27 protein-coding genes are annotated in these 24,711 nt (G+C 62.7%); 18 read left to right on the top strand and 9 right to left on the bottom strand.

Going from position 1 to position 24,711, the window contains the following annotated elements:
- The first annotated feature begins 2 nt into the window (after nt 1-2).
- From ACWPVA_RS15735 to deoA, 8 genes are all read left to right on the top strand, one after another.
- Complete coding sequence (locus ACWPVA_RS15735; protein ID WP_454288577.1) at nt 3-995, top strand: BMP family lipoprotein; 993 nt, start codon at nt 3-5, stop codon at nt 993-995.
- A 64-nt stretch (nt 996-1,059) separates the two neighbouring features.
- Nucleotides 1,060-2,580: an ABC transporter ATP-binding protein gene (locus tag ACWPVA_RS15730; protein WP_454288576.1), complete on the top strand. Its 1,521-nt coding sequence runs from the start codon at nt 1,060-1,062 to the stop codon at nt 2,578-2,580.
- Between the two features lie 7 nt (nt 2,581-2,587).
- Entirely contained in the window at nt 2,588-3,691 is a 1,104-nt protein-coding gene (locus ACWPVA_RS15725; RefSeq protein ID WP_454288575.1) for an ABC transporter permease, read from the top strand.
- 10 nt (nt 3,692-3,701) lie between these two features.
- The gene (locus ACWPVA_RS15720; RefSeq protein WP_454288574.1) at nt 3,702-4,673 is read left to right on the top strand and encodes an ABC transporter permease; all 972 of its coding nucleotides are present in this window, start codon (nt 3,702-3,704) and stop codon (nt 4,671-4,673) included.
- Between the two features lie 3 nt (nt 4,674-4,676).
- Nucleotides 4,677-5,069: a cytidine deaminase gene (locus ACWPVA_RS15715; RefSeq protein WP_454288573.1), complete on the top strand. Its 393-nt coding sequence runs from the start codon at nt 4,677-4,679 to the stop codon at nt 5,067-5,069.
- Nucleotides 5,066-5,875 carry a purine-nucleoside phosphorylase gene (locus ACWPVA_RS15710; protein WP_454288572.1) on the top strand — a complete coding sequence of 270 codons (810 nt, stop codon included), beginning with the start codon at nt 5,066-5,068 and terminating at the stop codon, nt 5,873-5,875. Before ACWPVA_RS15715 ends, ACWPVA_RS15710 begins: the two co-directional genes overlap by 4 nt.
- A complete protein-coding gene (gene deoC / locus ACWPVA_RS15705) occupies nt 5,868-6,641 on the top strand; it encodes a deoxyribose-phosphate aldolase (RefSeq protein ID WP_454288571.1) in 774 nt (257 codons plus the stop codon). Before ACWPVA_RS15710 ends, deoC begins: the two co-directional genes overlap by 8 nt.
- A gap of 3 nt (nt 6,642-6,644) precedes the next feature.
- A complete protein-coding gene (deoA, locus tag ACWPVA_RS15700) occupies nt 6,645-7,955 on the top strand; it encodes a thymidine phosphorylase (RefSeq protein ID WP_454288570.1) in 1,311 nt (436 codons plus the stop codon).
- A gap of 29 nt (nt 7,956-7,984) precedes the next feature.
- Here deoA and ACWPVA_RS15695 read toward each other — a convergent pair whose 3' ends face one another.
- From ACWPVA_RS15695 to ACWPVA_RS15660, 8 genes are all read right to left on the bottom strand, one after another.
- Nucleotides 7,985-8,497: a TIGR02281 family clan AA aspartic protease gene (locus tag ACWPVA_RS15695; protein WP_454288569.1), complete on the bottom strand. Its 513-nt coding sequence runs from the start codon at nt 8,495-8,497 to the stop codon at nt 7,985-7,987.
- 132 nt (nt 8,498-8,629) lie between these two features.
- Nucleotides 8,630-9,259 (bottom strand): uracil phosphoribosyltransferase, encoded by a 630-nt coding sequence (gene upp, locus ACWPVA_RS15690; protein ID WP_454288568.1) that lies wholly within the window; start codon nt 9,257-9,259, stop codon nt 8,630-8,632.
- A 109-nt stretch (nt 9,260-9,368) separates the two neighbouring features.
- A complete protein-coding gene (locus tag ACWPVA_RS15685; protein WP_454288567.1) occupies nt 9,369-10,337 on the bottom strand; it encodes an adenosine deaminase in 969 nt (322 codons plus the stop codon).
- The gene (locus ACWPVA_RS15680) at nt 10,334-11,554 is read right to left on the bottom strand and encodes a phosphopentomutase (RefSeq protein WP_454288566.1); all 1,221 of its coding nucleotides are present in this window, start codon (nt 11,552-11,554) and stop codon (nt 10,334-10,336) included. The genes ACWPVA_RS15685 and ACWPVA_RS15680 overlap by 4 nt, the downstream gene beginning before the upstream one ends.
- 156 nt (nt 11,555-11,710) lie before the next feature.
- Nucleotides 11,711-11,836: a hypothetical protein gene (locus ACWPVA_RS15675; protein WP_454288565.1), complete on the bottom strand. Its 126-nt coding sequence runs from the start codon at nt 11,834-11,836 to the stop codon at nt 11,711-11,713.
- A complete protein-coding gene (locus ACWPVA_RS15670) occupies nt 11,826-12,335 on the bottom strand; it encodes a TadE/TadG family type IV pilus assembly protein (RefSeq protein ID WP_454288564.1) in 510 nt (169 codons plus the stop codon). The genes ACWPVA_RS15675 and ACWPVA_RS15670 overlap by 11 nt, the downstream gene beginning before the upstream one ends.
- Nucleotides 12,332-12,982 (bottom strand): TadE/TadG family type IV pilus assembly protein, encoded by a 651-nt coding sequence (locus ACWPVA_RS15665; RefSeq protein WP_454288563.1) that lies wholly within the window; start codon nt 12,980-12,982, stop codon nt 12,332-12,334. The genes ACWPVA_RS15670 and ACWPVA_RS15665 overlap by 4 nt, the downstream gene beginning before the upstream one ends.
- A 135-nt stretch (nt 12,983-13,117) precedes the next feature.
- Nucleotides 13,118-13,531 carry a pilus assembly protein N-terminal domain-containing protein gene (locus tag ACWPVA_RS15660; RefSeq protein ID WP_454288562.1) on the bottom strand — a complete coding sequence of 138 codons (414 nt, stop codon included), beginning with the start codon at nt 13,529-13,531 and terminating at the stop codon, nt 13,118-13,120.
- A gap of 554 nt (nt 13,532-14,085) precedes the next feature.
- On the opposite strand from ACWPVA_RS15660, the gene ACWPVA_RS15655 reads away from it, so the two are divergent.
- The 10 genes from ACWPVA_RS15655 to ACWPVA_RS15610 all read left to right on the top strand — a co-directional run bounded on the left by ACWPVA_RS15655 (nt 14,086) and on the right by ACWPVA_RS15610 (nt 23,790).
- Nucleotides 14,086-14,262, top strand: coding sequence for a Flp family type IVb pilin (locus ACWPVA_RS15655; protein WP_454288561.1), 177 nt, complete (start codon nt 14,086-14,088; stop codon nt 14,260-14,262).
- Nucleotides 14,263-14,400: 138 nt separating this feature from the next.
- Nucleotides 14,401-14,913: an A24 family peptidase gene (locus ACWPVA_RS15650; protein ID WP_454288560.1), complete on the top strand. Its 513-nt coding sequence runs from the start codon at nt 14,401-14,403 to the stop codon at nt 14,911-14,913.
- 126 nt (nt 14,914-15,039) lie between these two features.
- Nucleotides 15,040-15,849 carry a Flp pilus assembly protein CpaB gene (cpaB, locus tag ACWPVA_RS15645; protein WP_454288559.1) on the top strand — a complete coding sequence of 270 codons (810 nt, stop codon included), beginning with the start codon at nt 15,040-15,042 and terminating at the stop codon, nt 15,847-15,849.
- Nucleotides 15,850-15,860: 11 nt separating this feature from the next.
- Nucleotides 15,861-17,432: a type II and III secretion system protein family protein gene (locus ACWPVA_RS15640; RefSeq protein WP_454288558.1), complete on the top strand. Its 1,572-nt coding sequence runs from the start codon at nt 15,861-15,863 to the stop codon at nt 17,430-17,432.
- 62 nt (nt 17,433-17,494) lie between these two features.
- Nucleotides 17,495-18,187: a CpaD family pilus assembly protein gene (locus ACWPVA_RS15635; RefSeq protein ID WP_454289611.1), complete on the top strand. Its 693-nt coding sequence runs from the start codon at nt 17,495-17,497 to the stop codon at nt 18,185-18,187.
- A gap of 34 nt (nt 18,188-18,221) precedes the next feature.
- The gene (locus tag ACWPVA_RS15630; protein ID WP_454288557.1) at nt 18,222-19,511 is read left to right on the top strand and encodes a CtpF protein; all 1,290 of its coding nucleotides are present in this window, start codon (nt 18,222-18,224) and stop codon (nt 19,509-19,511) included.
- Nucleotides 19,512-19,539: 28 nt separating this feature from the next.
- On the top strand, nt 19,540-21,036 hold the full coding sequence (locus tag ACWPVA_RS15625) for a CpaF family protein (RefSeq protein WP_454288556.1): 1,497 nt from the start codon (nt 19,540-19,542) through the stop codon (nt 21,034-21,036).
- Nucleotides 21,037-21,041: 5 nt separating this feature from the next.
- Complete coding sequence (locus ACWPVA_RS15620; RefSeq protein ID WP_454288555.1) at nt 21,042-22,055, top strand: type II secretion system F family protein; 1,014 nt, start codon at nt 21,042-21,044, stop codon at nt 22,053-22,055.
- A 14-nt stretch (nt 22,056-22,069) separates the two neighbouring features.
- Nucleotides 22,070-23,053 (top strand): type II secretion system F family protein, encoded by a 984-nt coding sequence (locus tag ACWPVA_RS15615; protein ID WP_454288554.1) that lies wholly within the window; start codon nt 22,070-22,072, stop codon nt 23,051-23,053.
- A gap of 92 nt (nt 23,054-23,145) precedes the next feature.
- A complete protein-coding gene (locus tag ACWPVA_RS15610; RefSeq protein ID WP_454288553.1) occupies nt 23,146-23,790 on the top strand; it encodes a LysE family translocator in 645 nt (214 codons plus the stop codon).
- A 33-nt stretch (nt 23,791-23,823) separates the two neighbouring features.
- On the opposite strand, the gene ACWPVA_RS15605 is transcribed toward ACWPVA_RS15610, so the two are convergent.
- Nucleotides 23,824-24,651, bottom strand: coding sequence for a tetratricopeptide repeat protein (locus ACWPVA_RS15605; RefSeq protein WP_454288552.1), 828 nt, complete (start codon nt 24,649-24,651; stop codon nt 23,824-23,826).
- Nucleotides 24,652-24,711 lie beyond the last annotated feature (60 nt).

Raw genomic sequence — 24,711 nt, 5'->3', positions numbered from 1 at the left:
AAATGAAAAAAACCCTTTTGAGTCTCTTTGCCGTGGCTGCCATGTCGGGAACGGCGCTCGCCGCCGATGTGAACCCGGCCCTCGTCTATGGTACGGGCGGCAAGTTCGACAAGTCGTTCAATGAAGCAGCCTATGCAGGCGCTGAAAAGTTCAAGGCCGAGACCGGCACCGACTATCGCGACTTCGAGCCGACCGGTGACACGCAGGGTGAACAGGCGATCCGCAACTTCGCCTCCAGGGGCTATAACCCGGTCGTTGCAGTTTCCTTCGCCTGGACCTCGGCTATCGAGAAGGTTGCAGCCGAATTCCCCGATACCCAGTTCGTGATCGTCGACTCGGTCGTTGATCTGCCGAATGTGCGCTCGGTGGTCTACAAGGAGGAGGAAGGCTCCTACCTCGTCGGCGTTCTCGCCGGCATGGCGTCGAAGACCGGCAAGGTCGGTTTCGTCGGCGGCATGGATATTCCGCTGATCCGCAAGTTCGAATGCGGCTACGAGCAGGGCGCGCGCGCTGCCAATCCCGATATTCAGGTGTTCCAGAACATGACCGGCACGACGGGTGCGGCCTGGAACGACCCGGTTCGCGGCGGTGAGCTCACCAAGAACCAGATCGACCAGGGTGCTGACGTGATCTACGCAGCAGCCGGCGCGACGGGCCTCGGCGTGCTGCAGACCGCTGCCGACAACGGCAAGCTGTCGATCGGCGTCGACTCGAACCAGAATCACCTGCATCCAGGCTCGGTCCTGACGTCGATGGTCAAGCGCGTCGACCTTGCCGTCTACAACGCCTATGCCGACTCCATGGGTGACAAGTTCACCGCCGGCGTCCAGTCGCTCGGCGTCAAGGAAGACGGCGTCGCCTATGCCCTCGATGAGCATAATGCCAAGCTCATTACCGAAGAGATGAAGGCAGCGGTCGAAAAGGCCAGGGCCGACATCATTGCCGGAACCGTCAAGGTGCACGACTACATGTCGGACAATTCCTGCCCGAAGTGAGCTGATCCGGGCGCATGGCGGGTGATTAATCCGCCTTGCGCCCTTTCCATGTCTGGGGGACCGAATGAGTGACAAGAGCCAGGCACCGGCGATCGAGCTGGTCGGCATCGACAAGAGGTTCGGTGCGGTGCACGCCAACAAGAACATCAACCTCACCGTGGCCAAGGGCTCGATCCACGGCATCATCGGCGAAAACGGGGCCGGTAAGTCCACCCTGATGTCGATCCTCTACGGTTTCTACCACGCCGATAGCGGCGAGATCCGTATCGACGGCAAACCGATCACCATCCGCGACAGCCAGTCGGCCATTTCCGCCGGCATCGGCATGGTGCACCAGCACTTCATGCTGGTCGAGAATTTCACCGTGCTGGAAAACCTGATGCTTGGCGCAGAAGGCGGCCCCTTGCTCGGCAAGGGCACGGATGCGGCGCGCGACGCACTGAAGAAGCTCGAGGACGACTACGAACTCGAGGTCGACCCGGATGCGGTCGTCGAGGAACTGCCCGTCGGTCTTCAGCAGCGGGTCGAAATCCTGAAAGCCATGTATCGCGGCGCCGAGATCCTGATCCTCGATGAACCGACCGGCGTGCTGACGCCGGCCGAAGCCGACCACCTGTTCAAGATCCTGCGCGTGCTGCGCGACCAGGGCAAGACGGTCATCCTGATCACCCACAAGCTGCGCGAGATCATGGCGATCACCGACTCGGTGTCGGTCATGCGCCGTGGTGAGATCGTCGCGACCCGCACCACCTCCGAGACCACCGTCGAGGAACTGGCCGAACTGATGGTCGGCCGCCGCGTTCTGCTGCAGGTCGATAAGGGCGACGCCAAGCCCGGCGAGGTCTTCCTGTCGGTGCGCAACCTGACGGTCAAGGACAATCGCGGCGTCACCATGGTCGACAATGTCTCCTTCGACGTACGCTCCGGCGAGATCGTCGGCATCGCCGGCGTCGCCGGCAATGGCCAGAGTGAACTGCTGGAAGCCATCACCGGCATCCGCAAGCCGACCTCGGGCGAGATTTTGTTCTGCGGCGATCCGGTAACGGGCTATGATCCGGCCCGGCTGCGTGCGCTTGGTCTTGCCCATATCCCGGAAGACCGCCACCACATGGGCCTGGTGCTGGCCTTCGAGGAAGCTGAAAACGCTATCCTCGGCTATCACCGAGATGAACGCTACGGCAAGGGCCTCTTCCTCAATCCGGAAGCGGTCCGCAAGGCTGCGGTCGACGAGATCGAGAAGTATGACATCCGTCCGACGAATCCGCGCCTGAGAACCGCCAATTTTTCCGGCGGCAACCAGCAGAAGATCGTCGTGGCCCGCGAGATCGAGCGCGATCCGAAGCTCCTGGTGGTCGGCCAGCCGACCCGCGGCGTCGATATCGGCGCCATCGAATTCATCCATCGCCGGATCATAGAAACGCGGGACGCCGGCAAGGCCGTGCTGCTGGTATCGGTCGAGCTCGACGAGATCCGTTCGCTCTCCGACCGTGTCCTGGTGATGTTCGCCGGCAGGGTCGTCGGCGAGAAAAGCCCGGAGACTGGTGAACAGACGCTGGGCCTTATGATGGCCGGCATTGCCGCATGAGGTTTTGATGAGTACCGTTTCCGTGCCGCTGCCCAATTGGATCAACTATGCATTGATCCCGCTGATCAACCTCATTCTCGCTTTCCTGGTCTCCGGTCTCGTGGTCTGGGTGATCGGAGAGAACCCCTATGAAGCCTTGAAGCTGATGCTGGCCGGTGCGCTCGGTCGTGGCGAGGGCATCGGCTTCACCCTGTTCTATGCCACGAACTTCATCTTCACCGGATTGTCGGTTGCCGTCGCCTATCATGCCGGCCTGTTCAATATCGGCTCCGAAGGCCAGGCCTATGTCGGCGGCCTGGGTGCGGCACTGGTGGCACTGTCGCTCGACCATTATGTGCCGTGGTACGTCACCATGCCCTTTGCCGTCATGGCGGCTGCGTTGTTCGGGGCCGCCTGGGCCCTGATCCCAGCCTGGCTGCAGGCCAAGCGCGGCAGCCACATCGTCATCACCACGATCATGTTCAATTTCATCGGCGCGGCGCTGATGGTCTATCTCCTGGTCAATGTACTGATCGTACCGGGCAAGATGGCGCCCGAGACCCGCACCTTCCTCGAAGGCGGGCGACTGCCCAAGCTCGACTGGCTGATGGCGATGTTCGGCCTGAAGCTTGGTCCGGCGCCGTTCAACGTTTCCTTTCTGATCGCGCTTGTCATGTGCGTGCTGGTTTGGGTGCTGATTTGGCGTACCAAGCTCGGCTATGAAATGCGCACCATGGGGATTTCCCGCTCGGCCGCGGCCTATGCCGGCATTTCCTATGTCCGGATCGTGATCATCGCCATGCTGATTTCGGGCGGTTTGGCCGGCATGATGGCGCTCAACCCGGTCATGGGGGCGTCTGCCCGCCTACAGGTCGAATTCGTCGGCGGCGCCGGCTTCGTCGGTATTGCCGTCTCACTGATGGGCCGCAGTCACCCGTTCGGCATCGTGCTTGCCGCCATCCTGTTCGGCGTCCTCTATCAGGGGGGCGCTGAACTGTCGTTCGACATGCCCAACATCACCCGCGACATGATCGTCGTCATTCAAGGCCTGGTAATTCTCTTCGCCGGCGCCCTTGAATATATGTTCCGCCCGGCGATCGTGCGGATCTACCAGCAGTTCGTCAGCGGTTGAGGTCAAGCCAATGGATTTTCTGGACATCGTCGTCAGCATTCTCGGCTCCACCATCCGCCTGTCGATTCCGCTGATCTTCACAGCTCTCGCAGGCCTGTTCTCCGAACGTGCCGGCATTTTCGACATCGGCCTTGAAGGCAAGATGCTGGCGGCTGCCTTTGCTGCCGCCACGGCCGCCTACATGACCGGCTCGCCATGGATCGGTCTTGCCTCGGGCATCGGCGTATCGCTCGCCTTGTCGCTGGTGCACGGCTTCGCCTCGATAACCAATCGCGGCAACCAGATCGTTTCCGGCGTGGCGATCAACTTCGCCGCTGCGGGCCTCACCGCCGTTCTCGGCCATGCCTGGTTCCGTCAGGGCGGGCGTACTCCTGGTCTGTCCACCGATGCGCGCTTCTCGCCGATCACCCTTCCGGGCGCCGAGATGATGCATGACGTGCCTGTGATCGGGCCGATCTACATGCATGTGATCTCTGGAAACAATCTTCTGACCTATCTCGCTTTCCTCGCCGTGCCGATATCCTGGTGGGTGCTTTATCGCACCCGCTTCGGCCTTCGCCTGCGCGCCGTCGGCGAGAATCCGGGCGCCGTCGACACCGCCGGCATCTCGGTTACCTGGTTGCGCTACCGCGCAGTACTGGTCGCAGGTTTCCTCTGCGGCTTTTCGGGGACCTATCTGGCGATTGCCCAGTCGGCGGCCTTTATCAACAACATGTCGGCCGGCAAGGGCTATATCGCGCTGGCCGCGCTGATCTTCGCCAAGTGGAAGCCGGTTCCGGTGCTCTTCGCCTGCCTGCTGTTCGGCTTCCTCGATGCGCTTGCCAATTTCATGCAGGGCAAGTCCGTGCCGCTGGTCGGCGAAGTGCCGGTACAGATCTTCCAGGCGCTGCCCTATGTCTTGACCTGCATCCTGCTGGCCGGCCTGATCGGCTCGGCCAACGCGCCGAAGGCCGGCGGTGTACCCTATGTGAAGGAGCGTTGATCGATGTCTCATGAGCTGTTCGAAGCGGCGCGTGCCGCTATGCATTTCTCCTACGCGCCCTATTCGAAGTTCCCCGTCGGGGCGGCGATCCGCGCCGACGACGGCCAGATCTACACCGGCGCCAACATCGAGAACCTCTCATTCCCTCAAGGCTGGTGTGCTGAGCCGACCGCGATCGGTTGCATGATCATGGGCGGGGGAAGGAAGATCGTTGAAATGGCGGTCATCGCCGAGAAGATGGCGCTTTGCCCGCCCTGCGGGGGCTGCCGTCAGAAGATCGCCGAATTTGCCAATGCAGACACCAGGATCTACCTCTGCGACGAGGTCGGCGTGCAGAAGACGATGACCATGGATGAGCTTCTGCCCTTCTCGTTCAAGACGGACATCCTTGGATGAGGGAGGCGATCAACTTCCTCGTCGACCGCCTGGATGGCCTGTTGCCGCGCTACGGCATCGTGCTCGGTTCCGGCCTGGGCTCCCTGGTCGACGAAATCCGCGATCCGATCCGCGTGTCCTACCATGAACTGCCGGGGTTTCCGATTAGCGGCGTGTCCGGTCACGCGGGCGAACTGGTTGCGGGCTACCTCGACCGCGAGCCGGTGATCATGCTGGCCGGCCGCATTCACTACTATGAGCACGGCGATGCCAACGCCATGCGCGTGCCGATCGAAGTGCTGCGGGGGCTTGGCGTGCAATCGCTGATCCTCACCAATTCTGCCGGTTCGCTCCGCGAGGACCTGCCACCGGGTTCGGTCATGCAGATTACCGACCACATCAATTTTTCCGGCAGCAACCCATTGATCGGTGAGGAGAGCGACGCCCGTTTCGTCGGCATGACATCGGCCTACGATGCCGAACTCGCCGCCGCGATGCAGCGCGCAGCAGAGGAGGAGGGTATTCCGCTCTCGTCCGGCGTCTACATGTGGTTCTCCGGCCCGAGTTTCGAAACGCCGGCGGAAATCCGCATGGCGCGCATCCTCGGCGCCGATGCTGTTGGCATGTCGACGGTGCCGGAAGTCATCCTTGCGCGCTTTTTCGGGCTGCGCGTGGCGGCCGCATCGGTTATTACCAACTTCGGCGCGGGAATGACGGGAGCGGAACTCAGTCATGCCGAAACCAAGGACATGGCACCGATCGGGGGCAAGCGCCTTGCCGCCGTCCTCAAGAGAATGATCGCTGGTGGAGGGACGGAACTTGGATAGTCACGAAGCGCGGGCCATCGCCGTCCGGGCACTTGCCCTGGTCGATCTCACCAATCTCAAGGACGACTGCACGCCGCAGCAGATCGACGCGCTCTGCGCCAAGGCGGTGACGCCCTATGGCCACACGGCAGCCATCTGCATCTGGCCCCGCTTCGTAGCGCGCGCCAGGACACTGCTCGGCCCGGAAAGCCCCGTCCGCATCGCAACCGTCGTCAACTTCCCCTCGGGTGAATTGAAGCTTGAAGATGTGCTTGCCGAAACCCGGGAGGCGATCGCCGACGGCGCCGACGAGATTGACCTCGTCATTCCCTACCGGGCCTTTATCGCGGGGGACGAAGCCGCCGTCTCGGCCATGGTTAGTTCTGTCCGCGAAGCCTGTCCCGAACCGGTCCTCCTCAAGACCATCCTCGAGACGGGCGAGATCAGGGGAACAGGGCTGATACGGCACGCATCGGAACTGGCGATCGCTGCTGGCGCCGACTTCATCAAGACCTCGACAGGCAAGGTCTCCGTCAACGCGACATTGGAGGCAGCCGACATCATGCTGCAGGCGATCCGCGATAGCCGCAAGAAGGTCGGCTTCAAGCCGGCCGGCGGCATTTCGAGTGTCGCAGATGCGGGCCTTTACCTGCGCCTTGCCGACACCATCATGGGTGAGGACTGGGTCATGCCGTCCACCTTCCGCTTCGGCGCCTCCGGCCTGCTCGACGATATTCTTGCGGTGCTCGGCGGCGGCCGGTCGATCGCCGACAACACGGGATACTGATCTATGCTTCCTCAGGAAATCATCCGCCGCAAGCGTGACGGTGGCGTACTTACCACAACCGAGATCGCGGCCTTCATCGAGGGGCTGAACCAGGAGACAATTTCCGAAGGTCAGGTGGCGGCCTTCGCCATGGCCGTCTTTTTCAAGGGCATGACGCCAGAAGAAATTGTCGCGCTGACGCTTGCGATGCGCGATTCCGGCGAGGTTTTGTCCTGGGCCGGCGTCAGTAAACCGATCGCCGACAAGCATTCGACCGGCGGCGTCGGCGACAATGTCTCGCTGATGCTGGCGCCGATCGTCGCGGCCTGCGGGCTCGCCGTGCCGATGATTTCCGGCCGGGGCCTCGGCCACACCGGCGGCACGCTCGACAAACTGCAGTCGATCCCCGGCTACGATGTCATGCCGGATGCGGCGACCTTTCGCCGGGTGGTGGACGAGGTCGGCTGCGCCATCATCGGCCAGACGGGCGACCTCGCCCCCGCCGACAAGCGGCTCTACGCCATCCGCGACGTCACCGCTACGGTCGAATCGATCCCGCTGATCACCGCCTCGATCCTGTCGAAGAAGCTCGCCGCGGGACTGGAAAGCCTGGTCCTCGACGTCAAGGTCGGCAATGGCGCCTTCATGGCCAAAGCCGAGGATGCCGAGGCGCTGGCCCGGTCGCTGGTGACTGTCGCCAATGGGGCAGGGGTGCGCACCTCGGCACTTCTGACCGACATGAACGAACCGCTCGCTGATGCGGCGGGTAATGCGGTCGAGGTGCAGAATGCCGTCGACTTCCTCCGCGGGGCCAAGACCGGCACGCGGCTCGAGGAGGTGACGCTGGCGCTGGGGGCCGAAATGCTGGTGAATGCCGGCACTGTCGCTGACCTCCAGACGGGCCTCACCCGGTGCCGCGATGTGCTCGCCTCTGGCAAGGCGGCCGAGCTTTTCGGCCGCATGGTGCACGCGCTTGGCGGTCCCGTCGACTTCCTGGACCACGCGGATCGCTACCTGCAGAAGGCGGCAATCGAAATCCCGGTGCTTGCCAAGTCCGACGGTTTCCTCGCTTCCGCCGATACTCGCGGCCTCGGTCTTTGCGTCGTCGCCCTCGGCGGCGGGCGTCAGCGCCCGACCGACGCCATTGACCACCGCGTCGGCCTGACCGGTCTCGTGCCGCTTGGCACGGCTGTCTCGAAGGGAGACATGATCGCTACCGTGCATGCCAACGACCGCGACAGCGGCGAACGTGCAGCGCAGATGGTGGCGGCAAGCTATGGCATCGCCGACGAACGGCCGGCACTCGCGCCAGTGATCGGCAAACGCATCAGCTAGGCCATGCGGCGAGGGGCGGGAGCCGCCCCTTAACGCTCCAGGCGCAGCCTTTCGCCTTCGACGGCATAGCCGGTGAGGCGCTTGAGGAAACTCATGCCGATCAATGTTCCGGAAAGCGCCTTGTCGCGAAGCACGAAGGCATCGACATCCTCCACCCGCACCGTGCCGATCTCGACCCTTTGCAGGCGGACATGCGCGGCGCGGGTTTCGCCGTTGGCCGTGCTGATCGGATATTTGAAGTCGAGAGAGGCGACGCTCACACCGATGCGCCGAGCGGTCGTCTCATTGATCGCCACCAGTGATGCCCCGGTGTCGACCAATGCCTCGGTCGTCCTTCCGTTGAGCTTGAAGGTGCCGCGATAGTGACCCGCTGCGTCGGCTTGCAGGATCGTCGTTCCGGTTCGTGCGACCGCCACGGGCGTCGGGGGCGGCGTCTCATCGCGGCCTTCTGGCGCGCCTTTCTGCAGCGCCTCGAAAGCGCCCGGCACCTGGGTCGCAAGCACGGCGGCCACGAACACCAGTCCGATCGCGCGCATCAGCATGGCATCTCTCCTGCCGTCAGTCAGCCTGTCGCAGGCTGATAGCGCATTGCGGTTGAAAAGCCGCTAAAGCGCAAACGAAAACGGCCCGGAAAGTCTGTTCCGGGCCGCGATCTCGGCAAACTGGTTAAGGCTTCATTTCGTTCCGTACATGCGGTCGCCGGCGTCCCCGAGACCCGGCATGATGTAGCCCTTCTCGTTGAGATGGCTGTCGATCGCGGCGGTGAACACGGGAACGTCCGGATGCGCTTCGCGGAAGTGCTTGATGCCCTCCGGCGCGGCGAGCAGGCAGACAAAGCGGATGTTCTTCGCACCGCGCTCCTTAAGCTTGTCGACAGCAGCGATCGACGAATTGCCGGTGGCGAGCATTGGGTCGACGACGATGATCAGGCGCTCGTCCAGCGCATCGGGCGCCTTGAAATAGTATTCGACCGGCTGCAGCGTTTCGTGATCGCGATAGACGCCGATATGCGAGACGCGGGCGGCCGGAACCAGCTCCAACATGCCTTCCAGAAGGCCGTTGCCGGCGCGCAGGATCGAGGCGAAGACCAGCTTCTTGCCCTCGAGCACCGGCGACTGCATGGTCGTCAGCGGCGTCTCGATGGTCTCCATGGTCAGTTCCAGGTCGCGCGTCACTTCATAGCAGAGCAGCGTGGAGATTTCCCGGAGCAGCCGGCGGAAGCTCGACGTCGAGGTCTCCTTGCGGCGCATGATGGTGAGCTTGTGCTGTACCAGCGGATGGTCGATGACTGTGACGCCGTTCATGGCCGGGCCCTTCTATTCTTCTTCTGTGACGGGAAATGTTTCCCACATTCACTCAGGCGCCCGCAAGGGCATCGATGAAAATTGCCTGCTCATCCCCAATTGCTGCGGCTCAAAGCCGGGCAAGTAGCGCCTGCCGGGTCTCTTCGTCGACAAAGGCCGCCTCGATGGCCGTCCTCGTCATGGCGTCGATCTCTGCGTCGGAGAAGCCCATGACCTTCGACGCAGTCTCATATTCGGCGGCAAGCGACGTATGGAAGAAGGGCGGGTCGTCGGAATTGAGCGTCACGCGCACGCCGGCCTCGACGAAGCGCCGGAGCGGATGGCTGGCATAGTCGGGAAAGACCTTGAGCGCGATGTTCGATCCCGGGCAGACCTCCAGCACCGTGCCGAGATCGGCAAGGCGCTTGACCAGATCCGCATCCTCGATCGCCCGCACGCCATGGCCGATCCGGCTCGGCTTCACGAGATCCAGCGCATCGGCGACGGAGAAGGCGCCGCACAGTTCGCCAGCGTGGATGGTGAGACCGAGGCCTGCCGCGCGCACGATGTCGAAGGCAGGCGCATAATCGGCCACACGGTTCATGCGCTCCTCGCCCGCCATGTTGAAGCCGGTGACCAGCGGGTGGTCGAACCTGGCCGCCCACTTGGCGCGGGCAAGCACGTTCTCCGGCCCCAGATGCCGCTCGCCGATGATCACCATGCGGCATTCGATGCCGGTCTTTTCCCGGGCCGACAAGATGCCGGCCGCAAGCCCGCCGATATAGTCGTCCGGTGACAGGCCCACGGCTTCGCCATGGTCAGGCGAGACGAATAGCTCGCTATAGATCGTGTTCGCGGCCGCAAGCTCGCTCAAGTAAGCCTCCGCCAACGCCGCATAGTCCTCGGCCGTGCGAAAGACCGAGGCGACGAAATCATAGCAGGCTATGAAGCTCGTGAAATCGTTCCAGGCATAGGCGCCGTCTTTGACGAAGCCATCGGTTGCCACGCCGTATTTCTCCGCCTGGGCGATCGTCAGCGCCGGCGGTGCCGCACCCTCCACATGGCAGTGCAGTTCCGCCTTCTTCAGATGTGCCGTCAAAGGAAGCTCCGTCCATGCGGTCCGGCCGGGATGCCGAGATGCGCCGCGATCGTTTCGCCGATATCGGCATAGGTATTGCGGATGCCGACCATGCACGACTTGATGCCGGGGCCGAAGGCCATGATCGGCACGCGCTCCCGGGTGTGGTCCGTGCCGCGCCAGGTCGGATCGCAGCCGTGGTCGGCGGTCATCAGCACCATGTCGCCGGGCTTGAGCTTGCGATGCACCTCCGGCAGCCGCCGGTCGAAGGCTTCGAGTGCCGCGGCATAGCCCGGCACGTCGCGCCTGTGGCCGTAGAGCATGTCGAAGTCGACGAAGTTGCTGAACACCAGGTCGCCGTCTGAGGCCTCGTCCATGACCTTCAGCGTCGCATCCATCAGCGCCATGTTGCCGTTCGCCTTGATGACGCGCGAGACGCCCTGATGGGCGAAGATGTCGCCGATCTTTCCGACGCCGTGTACGGTGCGGCCGGCCTCGACGAGGCGGTCGAGCAATGTCGGCTCCGGCGGCAGCACGGAATAGTCGCGGCGGTTGCCGGTGCGCTGGAAGGTGGCGGGCGTCTTGCCGACGAAGGGCCGCGCGATGACCCGGCCGATATTGAGCGGGTCGATCAGCCTGCGCACGATCTGACAGAGCTTCAGCAAACGTTCGAGGCCGAAATGCGTCTCGTGGGCGGCGATCTGGAAGACCGAATCCGAGGAGGTATAGCAGATCGGCTTTCCGGTGCGGATATGCTCCTCGCCGAACTTCGCGATGATCTCTGTACCCGAAGCATGGCAATTGCCGAGAATGCCGGGAAGCTCCGCCTCGCGGCAGATTGCCTCCACCAGTTCTTCAGAAAAGGCGTCGCCCTCGGCGGGAAAATAGCCCCAGTCGAACATCACGGGTGTTCCGGCGATCTCCCAGTGGCCGGACGGCGTGTCCTTGCCGTGCGAGACCTCGTTTGCCGCACCGTGCAGGCCGAACACCCGCTCCGGGATAGGCATGCCGGCCGGCGCGCGGCCGGTAGCAAGCTTGGCGATGGCCACCAGGCCGAGTGCCGACATGTTGGGAAGGGAAAGCGGACCGGACCTTAAGCCCTTGCGGTCGCCCGCACCCGCCGCGCAGAACTCGGCGATATGTCCGAACGTATCGGAACCGTCGTCGCCATAGGCGGGCGCATCGGGGGCGCCGCCGATGCCGAAGGAATCGAGAACGAAAAGAAAAGCACGTGCCATGGTTCACCTGCGCCGCGGGATGTGGCCGTCATGGCTGTCGTCGTCCGGGCGATCGAGCCGGCATGTTTAGCGCCAAGCCGCAGGCTTGGCAAACCCGCGCGCGCCGACGGCAGTTTCTATCCGCGCCGAGGGAGTTGCCGCCGAAGCGATCGCCGGTCAGCAGTTGCTGCAGGTAATGTTGGTGTTGATGCGCTGCCGGAAGTAGAATTCCCGGCCGATCGTCAGGTTCTTGATCTCCGAGCCGGAGAAAGCCGGCAGATACATCAGCAATTCATGAGACACGCTGAGCCTCTGCCCGGACAAGAAAGATATCGGCCTCGAGCATGTCGATGGGCACCGGCACTGTGGTGCCGACCGGGTAAGGAGCGGAACCGGCATTCCACCACGACCAGGCGACCTTCGCGGCCTTGGCGTTGTCCACCCTGACGCCGGTAATCTTCAGCGACAGGGCTTGCGGATTATAAGGCGCAAAGATCGCGGCAACGACATCAGCCATGTCCTCAAGATCGCTCTTGGCGACCTTGTCGGTGCGCGACACGAGGTCTGCGACGGTGCTGGTCGACACGGTCGCGCGCTTGGATGTGTTGAAGGCGAGCGTCAGTTCGAAGGCCATCAGATAGACGACCAGCAGCAGCGGGGCGATCAGCGCGAATTCGACGCCGCCAAGACCGCTTCGGTCTTCGCCTAAGCGGCGCAGTGCGGAGATCAGCCGGGCGAATCCTCCCGTCCGGACTCTGCCGTACTCTCGGCCCTCCCGCATGGGTTCGTTCGGCGCGCTCACGGGTAGTCCTCGTTCTTGATGGCCGTCGTCGCGGCGATCAGGAAGTCTGTGGGCATTGAGCCGTCGGCTGGCCGGATCGTTGTGATGTAGGGGCGAACGAGGTCTGTCGTCACCTGCCAGCGGTAGAGCGCCCGCACCATGTTGATGGATTTGGCTCCACCTGGCGCAAAATCGAAGCTCGACGGATCGATGTCGGAGAACTGGGCGTTCGAGAGCCGCGGTATCTCGGTGGGAATGTCGCCGAAGGTCGGAAAGCTGCGGACGTCGATGTAGAGTTTCGAAGGTGTGTCGATCTCGGTCTCGGAGCATTTCATCAGGATCGAGATTTCATTGCAGAATGCCTGGCGGAACTGGGCCTCGGTCATGTCGGTCGGACGGCCGAGATTATAGGTGATCCGTCCGGTGCGCAGTTCGCGCGCCATGTTGTTCACCGCCAGATTGACCAATTGCTCGGCATAGAAGGCCACGAAGGTCTCGAGCGTTGCAAACACGATCAGGAAATAGGGTATGGCCAGGATGGCGAATTCGATGGCCGCAGAACCATCACGGGAGCGATAGAGACGACCCCATAGGCGGCGTTTCCGCCGTCCGGGATTGGCTTGCCCCTCATGGAGCTGCCCGTCTTTGTGCTGCAAGTCTGCGCTCATCGCTCATATCCGCGGTCCGGGATCAGTCTCGACGTTAGGAGCGAAATATTGATTTTCCGTTGCCGCTTTCTTTACAAATCGACGCATGGCGCGAGCACATGCGTGAAGAGCCGGCCACAGTGCAGCAGCCGGGGCTCAGTTCGATGCGGTCTTATTTCCGGTGGCCACGTGTTCTTCGCAATTGGGCGAGCAGGACAGCACAGTGCGGGCGGTCGCCTTGAAGACACGCACCGTATTGCCCTCGTCGATCGACACCAGGATGCGTTCGTCGACAATGGCATTGCCGTCGGCGTCGAGCAGCACGAGATTGGTGGTGCCGAAGGCCCGGCCGGTCAGCACGATGGTCTGAGCATCGGCAACGGTTGCATCCGCGACGTCGGAATTGCCGACGATCACCTTGCTGACGGGGCGGTCGAGCTTGAGCACGCGCGCACTGTTCATATAGACGCGCAGGACAGTGTCATCTTCCGCCCGGCCTGGACCGGCGACAAGAGCTCCGCTCAGCGCAAGGGCGCCGGCAAGCGAGAAGAGTGCGCTGCGAGACAACATGAGTGCCAGCCTTTGGAACCGCCTGTGATGGTGACTGGTTTGAGAGCATGGGCGGAAATGGTGAATGAACGGTTAAGTCACCTGCGGAAACGATCGCACTCGCCATTGTGACAACACACCGCCGCCATGGGCGCATGGAACGTAACTGTTCCCGCGTCATTGCCAGCGAAAAGGGCTGGATCCGGTCCGCTCTTGGGGTTTCCGCAATGCGGGCGTGCCGAAATGGCGCATTGTCTCCTTTCCAGGAAGGAGTCGGCTGGCTGCGCTGGGGATGCCGCGCGCTGACCCGCCCCGAGGAGCCTTTCAACGGAAATTACAAGTAATTGATAATAGGTGCTTATTTCTGAAGGCGCGAGACACCTCGGCAGATGACTAAAATACTGCCGGTCACGTTCCGCATTCATTTACCACGCTCGAGGCAATCCGGCCTTCAGCACTCGCTAACCCTCTTCGTTAAGCCGATGGCAATGGCCGCTGTGTAGTTTTCAGCCATCCGAGCAACGGCAAACAGTTGCCGGGAGTGCTGAACAACCTTTGTGGAGTAGGAGAGTAACATGACCAAGATTTTCGCACGTTTCTTCAAGGATGAGTCCGGTGCAACCGCCATCGAGTATGGCCTGATCGCCGCCCTGATCTCCGTGGCCCTGATCACCGGCGCCTCGACGCTCGGCAATTCACTGGACAACACGTTCACCAACCTGTCGACCGAGCTGAACAAGAACCAGCCGTAATCCGATCTGAAATGCGATATAAAAAAGTGCCGCTCTTTCGGAGCGGCACTTTTTCGTAGGTGGACTCTTTCCGATTTCTTCGACTCCGGTGAGCAGGAATTGCCGGAAAATTAATCTCTATCGGTGTGGAATATTGCCATGCTTGAAGCTGCAATCTTCGTCATATTCCCGATAAGCCTCGTCCTGGCGGCTCTGACCGACCTGTTCGAGATGACGATCCCCAACCGGATCCCCGCGGTCCTGCTGGCGGCCTTTTTCGTCGTGGCCCCCTTCGTCGGGCTCAGCTGGACCGGCTTCGGCATGCACCTCGTGGCAGGCCTGATCGTCTTTTCGGTCGGCTTCACGCTTTTCGCCTTCAATGTCATGGGCGGCGGCGATGCCAAGCTGCTGACCGCGGCGGCCGTCTGGTACGGTTTCACCCCCGAACTCCTGTCCTTCCTCATTCACGTCGCCTACCTGGGTGGCATCCTGACCATCGCCATCCTGCTTCTGCGCGCGCGATCGAATACGGTGATCGCCATGGGCCTGCCCATTCCCCATTCGCTGCTCAGCGCCAAGAAGGTGCCCTATGCCATCGCCATCGGCCTTGCCGGTCTGATGACATATCCCCACTCGCCTCTGGTGCTGTGGGCGCTCGACAACATCGGCTGAGGTTGCGACGGGCAGATAAAAGAAAGCGATCGTTAACCAAGATCGTAAGAGGCTCATTAACCATAATTACACCAATTGCTGATCATTCTGCGAGGCACAGACCTTTGTGTCCCTCAAGGAACGATCATGAAACCCGCGCGCATCATCATTCTCGCAGTGGCTATCGTCGCCGCCGGCATGGCCGGGCTGCTGGCCATGCGGCTCAGCGGATCCAATGCCGTCGTGCAGCAGGCCGAAGCCTTGGTGAGGAAGGAACCGACGGTCAACGTCCTGGTATCCGCCGCCAACTTGCCCGTCGGCTCGCGGCTCGATGACAAGTCGATGCGCTGGATGGCCTGGCCTGAAGGCAGTCTCATCGATGGGTTCATCACGGAAAGCATCCGCCCACAGGCGATGACCGAGCTGACCGGCGTCGTCGTTCGCCTGCCGATGTTCGAGGGCGAGCCGGTACGGCGCGAAAAGATCGCCGACTCGTCCGGCCGTGTCATGTCGTCTTTGCTGCCCTCCGGCAAGCGCGCCGTTGCAACCGAGATTTCGGTCGCTACCGGCGCCGGCGGTTTCATCCTGCCGAACGATCGTGTCGACGTGATCATGGTGCGCCGTGGCACGGAGGACAACTATCTCACCGAGACTGTGCTTTCGAATGTCCGCGTGCTGGCGATCGACCAGCAGATCCAGGAAACGCCGGATGGAGAGAAGTCTGTCATCGGCACCACCGCAACGCTTGAGCTCACGCCGGACCAGACCAAGGTCATCACGGTCGCCCAGCAGATGGCCGAGCGCCTGTCGCTTGCGCTGCGCTCGGTCGCCGATGCGCAGGAAGAAGACACGTCGGCAGCCGACTATCTGCTGAGCGGAGGATCGGGCCGGCCATCGATCCAGGTCATCAAGTCGGGGGAGGTGGTCAAGTCGACCACCGATGCGAAGTCGCAATGAGTGGGGATGTCATGAACAGCTTGAAACGGAAATTCCGCTCCTCGCTCACCGCGGGCCTGGCATTTTGCCTGGCCTGTTCCGGCATGCCGGGCGATCATGCCCCCCAGTTTTTCGCCATTCCGGTCGCGGCGGCAGCGAGCCAGAGCATATTGCGCATCTCCGACGCCGGTCCCGGAACGCGCCGCACCGTCAAGCTTGGCCTCAACAAGGCGCTGGTCGTCGATCTGCCGCGGGATGCCCATGACATTCTCGTCGCCGATCCGGAAATGGCCGATGCCGTCACCCGCACCTCGCGCCGCATCTACCTGTTCGGCAAGGCCGTCGGGCAGACCAATATCTTCATCTTCGGCCAGAACGGCGAGGAAATCGTCAGCCTCGACATCGAGATCGAGCGCGACATCGCTGGCCTCGAGGCCAACCTGCGCCGCTTCATCCCCGAATCCGACATCACCGTCGAGATCGTCTCTGACAATATCGTTCTGACCGGCACGGTTCGCACGCCCCAGGATGCCGCCCGTGCACAGAGCCTGGCCAGCGCCTTCCTCAAGGGCGGCGAGGCGACCACGCGTAACGAAACGGCCTCCGGCGGCGACAATGGCGGCGATGTGGCGATCTTCGCGGAAGAGCGTCAGGTTTCCTCGATCGTCAACCTCTTGACCATCGAGGGCGAAGATCAGGTGACGCTGAAGGTCACCGTGGCGGAAGTGAGCCGCCAGGTGCTCAAGCAGCTCGGCTTCAACGGCCGCGTGTCGGACGGTTCGAGCGGCATCACCTTCCAGAATCCGGCCAATCTCGGCAATGCCGTCGGAGTTACCAATGCCATTGGCGGGAACCTGCCCACCGCGGTCGCTTCCATCGGTCGCTACACGATCGGCAGCTATATCAACGCCATGGAGCAGGCGGGCGTGATGCGCACCCTGGCCGAGCCAAGCCTGACCGCCATTTCAGGCGAACATGCGAAGTTCTACGTCGGTGGCGAGTTCCGCCTGGCGGCGGAACAGGAGATCGATTTCGACGACGCGACCGGCAGGCCCTCCGTCACCCGTACCACCCAGACCGTGGACTATGGCATCGAACTCAATTTCCGCCCCGTCGTGCTGGCGCCGGGCCGCATCAGCCTGAAGATCGAGACCAATGTCTCCGAGCCGACCTGGGAAGGCTCGGCCGTGACCGGGAATACGGCGAACGGCATTCCGGGCTCGACCTACATGTCGATCCGCAAGCGCGAGGCCTCGACCACCGTCGAGCTGCCGTCAGGCGGGTCGATCGTCATCGCCGGCTTGGTCCAGGACAACATCCGCCAGGCAACGTCGGGCGTTCCCGGTCTCGCCAAGGTGCCGATCCTCGGTACGCTATTCCGCAGCAAGGACTTCCAGCGCAACGAGACCGAACTGGTCATCATTGCGACGCCCTATCTGGTGCGGCCGGTGGCGCGCAACCAGCTGCAGCGGCCCGATGACAACTTCAATCCCGAAAACGACGCCGCGACCTTCTTCCTCAACAAGGTCAACAAGGTCTACGGCCGACGCGAGGCGGATGCCGCCGGCCGCTACCACGGCAACGTCGGGTTCATTTACAAGTGAGGGGGGAGGCCGAGATGAAGAAGCATGAGACCTCGCCCGGCAACAGCGAAAGCCGCACCACCATGCCCATCAAGACAACGACCTTCGCCGCGCCTCGCTTTGCCCGGACCGCGCTCGCCGCCACCATACTCGGCGCTGTGGCGATCCTTTCTGGATGCGGTACGAACCGCGATGATCTGACGACGGGCTCGATCCCGGACGATTATCGCACCCGCCATCCGATCACGCTGACCGAGGTCGAGCACACGCTGGACATCCCGATCGCCTCCGGCGACCGCCAGATGACCATCGGCATGTCGGATGCGGTCGGCGGCTTTGCCTCCGACTATCTGTCGAGTTCGTCCGGCACGATCCAGATCCTCTTGCCGCAGGGCTCACCGAACGCGGGTGCTGCCGCGCAAATGCGCAAGCAGATCCGCCAGGTGCTGATCTCGCGTGGCGTGCCTGGACCGCGCATCATCGAAACGAGCTATCAGGCTGGCGCGACCGGCGACGCGGCTCCGGTACGCTTGAGCTATGTGGCGATCACCGCGGTGACCAACCAGTGCGGCCAGTGGCCGGAGGACCTGCAGGACAACACGTTCTCCAACAAGAATTGGCATAATTTCGGCTGTGTGAGCCAGGCCAACCTGGCGGCGCAAATCGCCAATCCGATGGACCTTGTCACGCCGCGCGCCCAGGCACCGATCGATGCCACGAGACGCTCGACCGTGATCGGTCTCTATCGTGAAGGCAAGGATACCTCGACGAGATAGGATGGCTGGAGCCATTCGAAGGCAGGATGAAAGCATGAGTGCGATCGACTACGAATTCGAGACGACGTCCGAAGACGACATCCTTCCTGAGGGAAGGGTCGGGACCGGTGATCTGGAAAGCCTGCGGCCCTTGCCGCGGATCTCGGTGCATGCCTTCTGCGTCTCGCAGGGCGTGCAGCGGGTGATGGAGCAATGCGCCCAGGATCGGCGCATGGCAAAGGTCAGCATGCGGATCACCAGCGGCAATATCGCCGCCGCCGCTGCCATGTTCGCCTCGACCCCCACGCCCAATCTGATCATCCTCGAGACCGAGGCGACCCCGCAGACCCTGCTGCAGGAACTCGCGCCGCTGGCCGAGGTCTGCGATCCGAGTTCGCGCGTCATCCTCATCGGGCGGCACAACGATATTGCGCTCTATCGCGAGCTCGTCCGCAACGGCATTTCGGAATACATCGTCTCGCCGGTCAGCATGTCCGAAGTCATGGCTGCCGTCTCGGCGATTTTCGTCGATCCGGAAGCCGAACCGCTTGGCCGAACGATCGCCTTCATCGGCGCCAAGGGCGGTGTCGGCTCCTCGACCATCGCCCACAATTGCGCGTTTGGCATTTCCAGCCTGTTCTCGACCGAGACCATTCTCGCCGATCTCGACCTCGCCTATGGCACCGCCAATATCGATTTCGACCAGGATCCGGCCCAGGGGATTGCCGAAGCCGTGTTCTCGCCGGAGCGCCTGGACGAGGTCTTCCTCGATCGCCTGCTGACGACCTGCTCGCAGAACCTTTCGCTTCTGGCAGCACCGTCCCTGCTCGATCGCCCCTATGATTTCGATCGTGGCGCCTTCCATCCGCTGCTCGAGCTCTTGCAGCGCTCTGCCCCGGTCACCGTGCTCGATGTGCCGCATGCCTGGTCCGACTGGACCCGTGCGGTGCTCTCGGAGGCCGACGAAGTGGTCATTGCCTGCGTCCCCGATCTCGCCAACCTGCGCAACGCCAAGAACATGCTTGACGCCTTGAAAAAGCTCAGGCCGAACGACAAGGCGCCGCATCTGATACTCAACCAGGTCGGCATGCCGAAGCGGCCGGAGATCGCGCCGCAGGACTTCTTCGAGCCCCTGGAAATCGAGCCGGTCGCCATCATTCCCTTCGACGCGGGATTGTTCGGCAATGCCGCCAACAGCGGACGGATGATCTCCGAAATCGACGCTAAGTCGCCGACGGCGGAGATCTTCGCCCAGATCGCCCATCTGGTGACAGGACGGGCCACGGTGAAGAAGCCGAAGAAGGGCGGTCTCGGCAAGGTACTCGGGCTGCTCGGACGGAAATAGTGTCTTCGACAGGAACAGGTAGTCAGTGATGTTTGGCAGACGCGGAAGCGAGGGATTTGGCAAGGGCGGATCGTCGGCCGGGACGGTGACGCCGGTTTCGCCGACGGCTGCCGCCGCGCCGCCGCGTGCGCCGGCAACCGATCCGGTCGGCGAAGAGCCCGCAGTGCGCCAGCAGATGGCGCCGCCGCCGCTCCAGGCGCCTGCCGCGAGCCCGGCGCGCAAGCGCCCGCCCCGTACACAGGACTATTACGACACGAAGAGCCAGGTCTTCTCGGCGCTGATCGACACGATCGACCTCTCGCAGCTCGCCAAACTCGACGGCGAAAGCGCGCGCGAGGAGATCCGCGATATCGTCAACGACATCATCACGATCAAGAACTTCGCGATGTCGATATCAGAGCAGGAGGAACTGCTCGAGGACATCTGCAACGACGTGCTCGGCTACGGCCCTCTCGAGCCGCTGCTTGCCCGCGACGACATCGCCGACATCATGGTCAATGGCGCCGGCCAGACCTTCATCGAAGTCAACGGCAAAACGATCGAGTCGGAAATCCGCTTCCGCGATAATTCCCAGCTCCTGTCGATCTGCCAGCGCATCGTCAGCCAGGTTGGCCGCCGTGTGGACGAGAGCTCGCCGATCTGCGACGCCCGTCTTCCCGACGGCAGCCGTGTCAACGTCATCGCACCGCCGCTCGCCATTGATGGCCCGGCGCTCACCATCCGCAAGTTCAAGAAGGACAAGCTCAACCTCGACCAGCTGGTCAAGTTCGGGGCGATCACCCCGGAGGGTGCCCAGATCCTTCAGATCATCGGACGTGTCCGCTGCAACGTGGTCATTTCCGGCGGCACCGGCTCGGGCAAGACGACGCTGCTGAACTGCCTCACCGGTTATATCGACAAGGAAGAGCGCGTCATCACCTGTGAGGATACCGCCGAACTGCAGCTGCAGCAGCCGCATGTCGTGCGCCTCGAAACCCGCCCGCCGAATATCGAGGGTGAAGGCGAGATCACCATGCGCGATCTCGTCAAGAACTGCCTGCGTATGCGCCCCGAACGCATCATCGTCGGCGAAGTGCGCGGACCGGAGGTTTTCGACCTGTTGCAGGCGATGAACACGGGTCACGACGGCTCGATGGGCACGATCCACGCCAATACGCCGCGCGAATGCCTATCCCGTATGGAATCGATGATCGCTATGGGCGGTTTCAGCCTACCCTCCAAGACGGTGCGCGAGATCATCTCCAGCTCGATCGATGTCATCATCCAGGCAGCCCGCCTGCGCGACGGCTCGCGCCGCATTACCCAAATCACCGAGGTGATCGGCATGGAAGGTGACGTGATCGTCACCCAGGACCTGATGCGCTACGAGATGGAGGGCGAGGACCTCGCAGGCAAGATCATCGGCCGCCATGTCTCGACCGGCATCGGCAAGCCGCATTTCTGGGAGCGTGCCCGATACTACAACGAGGAACGACGTCTCGCTGCCGCACTCGACGCCATGGAACAGAAAAGCAAGGAGATCTAAGCGCGATGTTCGGTTTCGATCCCATGGTGCTCGCCATCATCGGCCTTGCGGCTATCGCGACGGCCGGCATGGCCTATGGGATCCTCTATTCCCGGATCGAGGTCGACAAGAAGACGACGAGCCGAATAAACCGGGTCAAGGCTGCGGAAACCGACACCCTGAAGGTCAAGGCGGCACGAGACCGGGTGCAGGAGATCTCCAAGCGGCGCAAATCGGTTCAGGATTCGCTCAAAGACCTGGAGCGTAAGCAGGAAGAGAAGACGAAGAAGATCGCCAGTACCAGCCTGAAGCAGAGGCTGGTCCAGGCTGGACTGTCTTTCACCACCAGTCATTACTACATCGCCAGTTTCGTGCTCGGTCTCGTCGTGCTCATCGTAGCCTTTCTCGGTGGATTGCCTCTGTTCGTGACCCTCGGCATGGCCTTCGTCGGCGGTCTCGGATTGCCCCGTTGGATTCTCGGATTCCTCATCGGGCGGCGGCAGAAGAAGTTTCTGAACGAATTCCCCAATGCGCTCGATGTCATGGTCCGTTCGATCCGCTCGGGTCTGCCGCTCAATGATGCGCTCAGGCTGATCGCGGCCGACGGACAGGAGCCGGTCAAGACTGAATTCCGGCGCGTCGTGGAATCCCAGCAAGTGGGTCTGAGCGTTCCCGAAGCCTGCACGCGCATGATGCTGACCATGCCTTTGTCGGAGGTCAACTTCTTCGCCATCGTCATCACCATTCAGGCTCAGGCCGGCGGCAACCTGTCGGAATCGCTGTCAAACCTGTCGCGGGTGCTGCGAGATCGCAAGAAGATGCGCGCCAAGGTCCAGGCCTTGTCGATGGAGGCCAAGGCGTCGGCCGCCATCATCGGCGCCCTTCCGTTCATCGTGGCGCTGCTCGTCTACCTGACGTCGCCGCATTACATCATGGTGCTGTTCACCGATCCGCGCGGGCATCTCATTCTCGGTGCTTCCGCAGTCTGGATGTCGATCGGCATTCTCGTCATGCGCAACATGATCCAATTCGACATCTAGGGAGGGGACCGGTCATGGAGCAGCTCGCCGCAAGACTGACAGACCCGGCAATGGTGGTCGCTGTCCTCGTTGCCATCGCGGTTTTCGCGACGCTCTACACCCTCGCCATCCCCTATCTGGAACGCGGCGACCTCAACAAGCGGATGAAGGCCGTTTCGACCGAGCGCGATTTCATTCGCGCCCGGGAACGGGCCCGCATGAATGCCGAGAGCAGTCATGGCAAGGCGAGCCTGCGCGCCGGGAGCAACCAGTCGGTCCGTCAGATCGTCGAGAAATTCAACCTGCGCAAGGCGCTGGTCGACGACGCGACGATGGACAAGCTCAAGGCGGCCGGTTTCCGTTCGCAGAACGCGCTCAACATCTTCCTCGTCGCACGCTTCTTGTTGCCCTTCCTGACGGTAACGCTGACCGCGGTGTGGATTTTCGGCCTCGGCAACATGGCCGACAAGGCGCTTCCCATGCGGCTGCTTGTCACCATCGTCGGCGGCTATGTCGGGTTCTACCTGCCGAATATCTATGTCAAGAACCGCATGAACAAGCGCCAGCATTCGATCCGCCGCGCCTGGCCGGATGCGCTCGACCTCATGCTGATCTGCGTCGAATCGGGCATTTCGATCGAGGCCGCCATGCGCCGCGTCGCGGAAGAGATCGCCACCCAGTCGAGCGAACTGGCAGAGGAAATGGTGCTGACCACGGCCGAGCTCTCCTTCCTCCAGGACCGCCGGACTGCGCTCGAAAACCTCGGCAACCGCACCCAGCTCGATGGTGTGAAGAACGTCACCCAGGCGCTGATCCAGGCCGAACGCTACGGCACACCGATTGCCCAGGCCCTGCGCGTGCTTGCCCAAGAGGGCCGTGACGAACGGATGAACGAGGCGGAGAAAAAGGCGGCCGCCCTGCCGCCAAAGCTGACCGTGCCGATGATTCTGTTTTTCCTGCCCGTTCTCGTCGCTGTGATCCTCGGCCCGGCCGGCATCCAGGTTGCCGACCGCTTCTAGCCTCTCTCTGACCTGTCCGATTGCAGCCGGCGAATTCGTCGGCTAACAGACTGTGATTGGCGCCGCGTTGGGCTTGGCAGCCGGAGATCCGCATGTCTTCCATCGCAATCCTGTTGAGCATCGTCGGGACGGTCCTGATCGGCGCCATGAGCCCCGGTCCGAGCTTTGTGCTCGTTTCCCACACGGCGATCATCCGATCGCGCAAGGCGGGTCTTGCCGCCGCGCTCGGCATGGGGATCGGCGGTGCGATTTTCGCCCTGCTGGCGCTGGCCGGCCTGCACGCCCTTCTGGTACGGGTCGAGTGGGCCTATCTGCTGTTCAAGCTGTTCGGCGGCGCCTATCTTGCCTATCTGGGGGTGCGCATCTGGCGCGGCGCGAGTCTGCCCTTGCCGCTGGAGCAAGCCGGGGGCGTGGATCAGGGCGCCCCCGCATGGAAGAGCTTTGCCGTCGGTCTCGCCACCCAGCTCAGCAATCCGAAGACCGCTCTGGTCTATGGCAGCATCTTCGCCGCCTTCCTGCCGGCACCCCCGGAGCGATGGCTGTTCACCGTACTGCCGCTCGGTGTCTTCTTGGTCGAGGCGGGCTGGTATGTGGCGGTAGCGCTCGTCTTCTCCGCCGACCGGCCGCGCGCGGCCTATGGCCGGGTCAAGCACATCGTCGACCGTGTCGCCGGCGCGGTGCTGGTCGGGCTCGGTCTGAGGCTTATCCTCGACGCCATGAGAATGCGGCCGCTCTGACGGAAAACCTGCGATGGGGCTCCATGCGGGACCTCAATTGGTCTTCTTGTCGCTCTTCGTGTCCTTGGCCGCCAGTTCCTTCCAGGAATTCTGCTGGCTCATCATCGAGCGCAGATAGGCGACGTTCGCGTCCGCCTGCTGCGGGTCGAGTTCCTGGCGGGCGATCTGTTCGGCCTCAGGGAAGCGCCCCTGCAGACCGATAACGAGTGCCAGGTTTTGCCGTACGCGGCTGTCGGCGCCGGGCTGCTGAGAGGCCGATTTCAGGTAAGTCTCGGCGGTTCTGAGATCTCCGCCCAGCACGTAGGACATGCCGAGATTGGACAGAATTGTCGGGTCGTTCGGCTTGAGGTCGAGGGCCATGCGATAGCGGGCGCGGGCTTCCGCGGAGCGGCCGAGCTGGTCGAGCACGGCGCCTTCCGCCGAATAGAGACGCCAGTCGGGGCGGTCGGGGGTCTGCGCCCTGCCGATCGTCGCGAGCGCCTGGTCCAACTGCCCGGCCGCCGCCTGCGCCTTGCCGAAGGCGGAAAGCACGTCGCGGTCGGTGGGGTGAGCGATCGCCACCTGCTGCATCACCGCCAGCGCCTGACTATTGCGTCCGGTCATCATCAGGATATTGGCATAGGCAAGGCCGGCGTTGCGGTCCTTTGGATTGCGCTCATAGCTGGTGCCGACGGTGTCGGCCGCCCGGGCAAGTTCCGGCGCGGTCATCGTTTCGACAGGCTTTGAGAGCTTTGGGATCGACCCGGTGGTCAACGGCTTCTTGGTCGTCGAGCAGCCGCCGAGTGCCGCGGCCGCGATCAGCACGCAGATGCTGCCTAAATAGCCGATGCGATGACATGTCGAAGTCTGCCGAAGAGCCATGTTGCCTGTTCCTGGATCGGTTTGCCGGTGCCGCTTGAAGTCCCGCAGGACGAAGACGGC

This window comes from Rhizobium arsenicireducens, from assembly GCF_964021225.1.
This window is presented reverse-complemented; position numbering and strand designations above follow the sequence as displayed.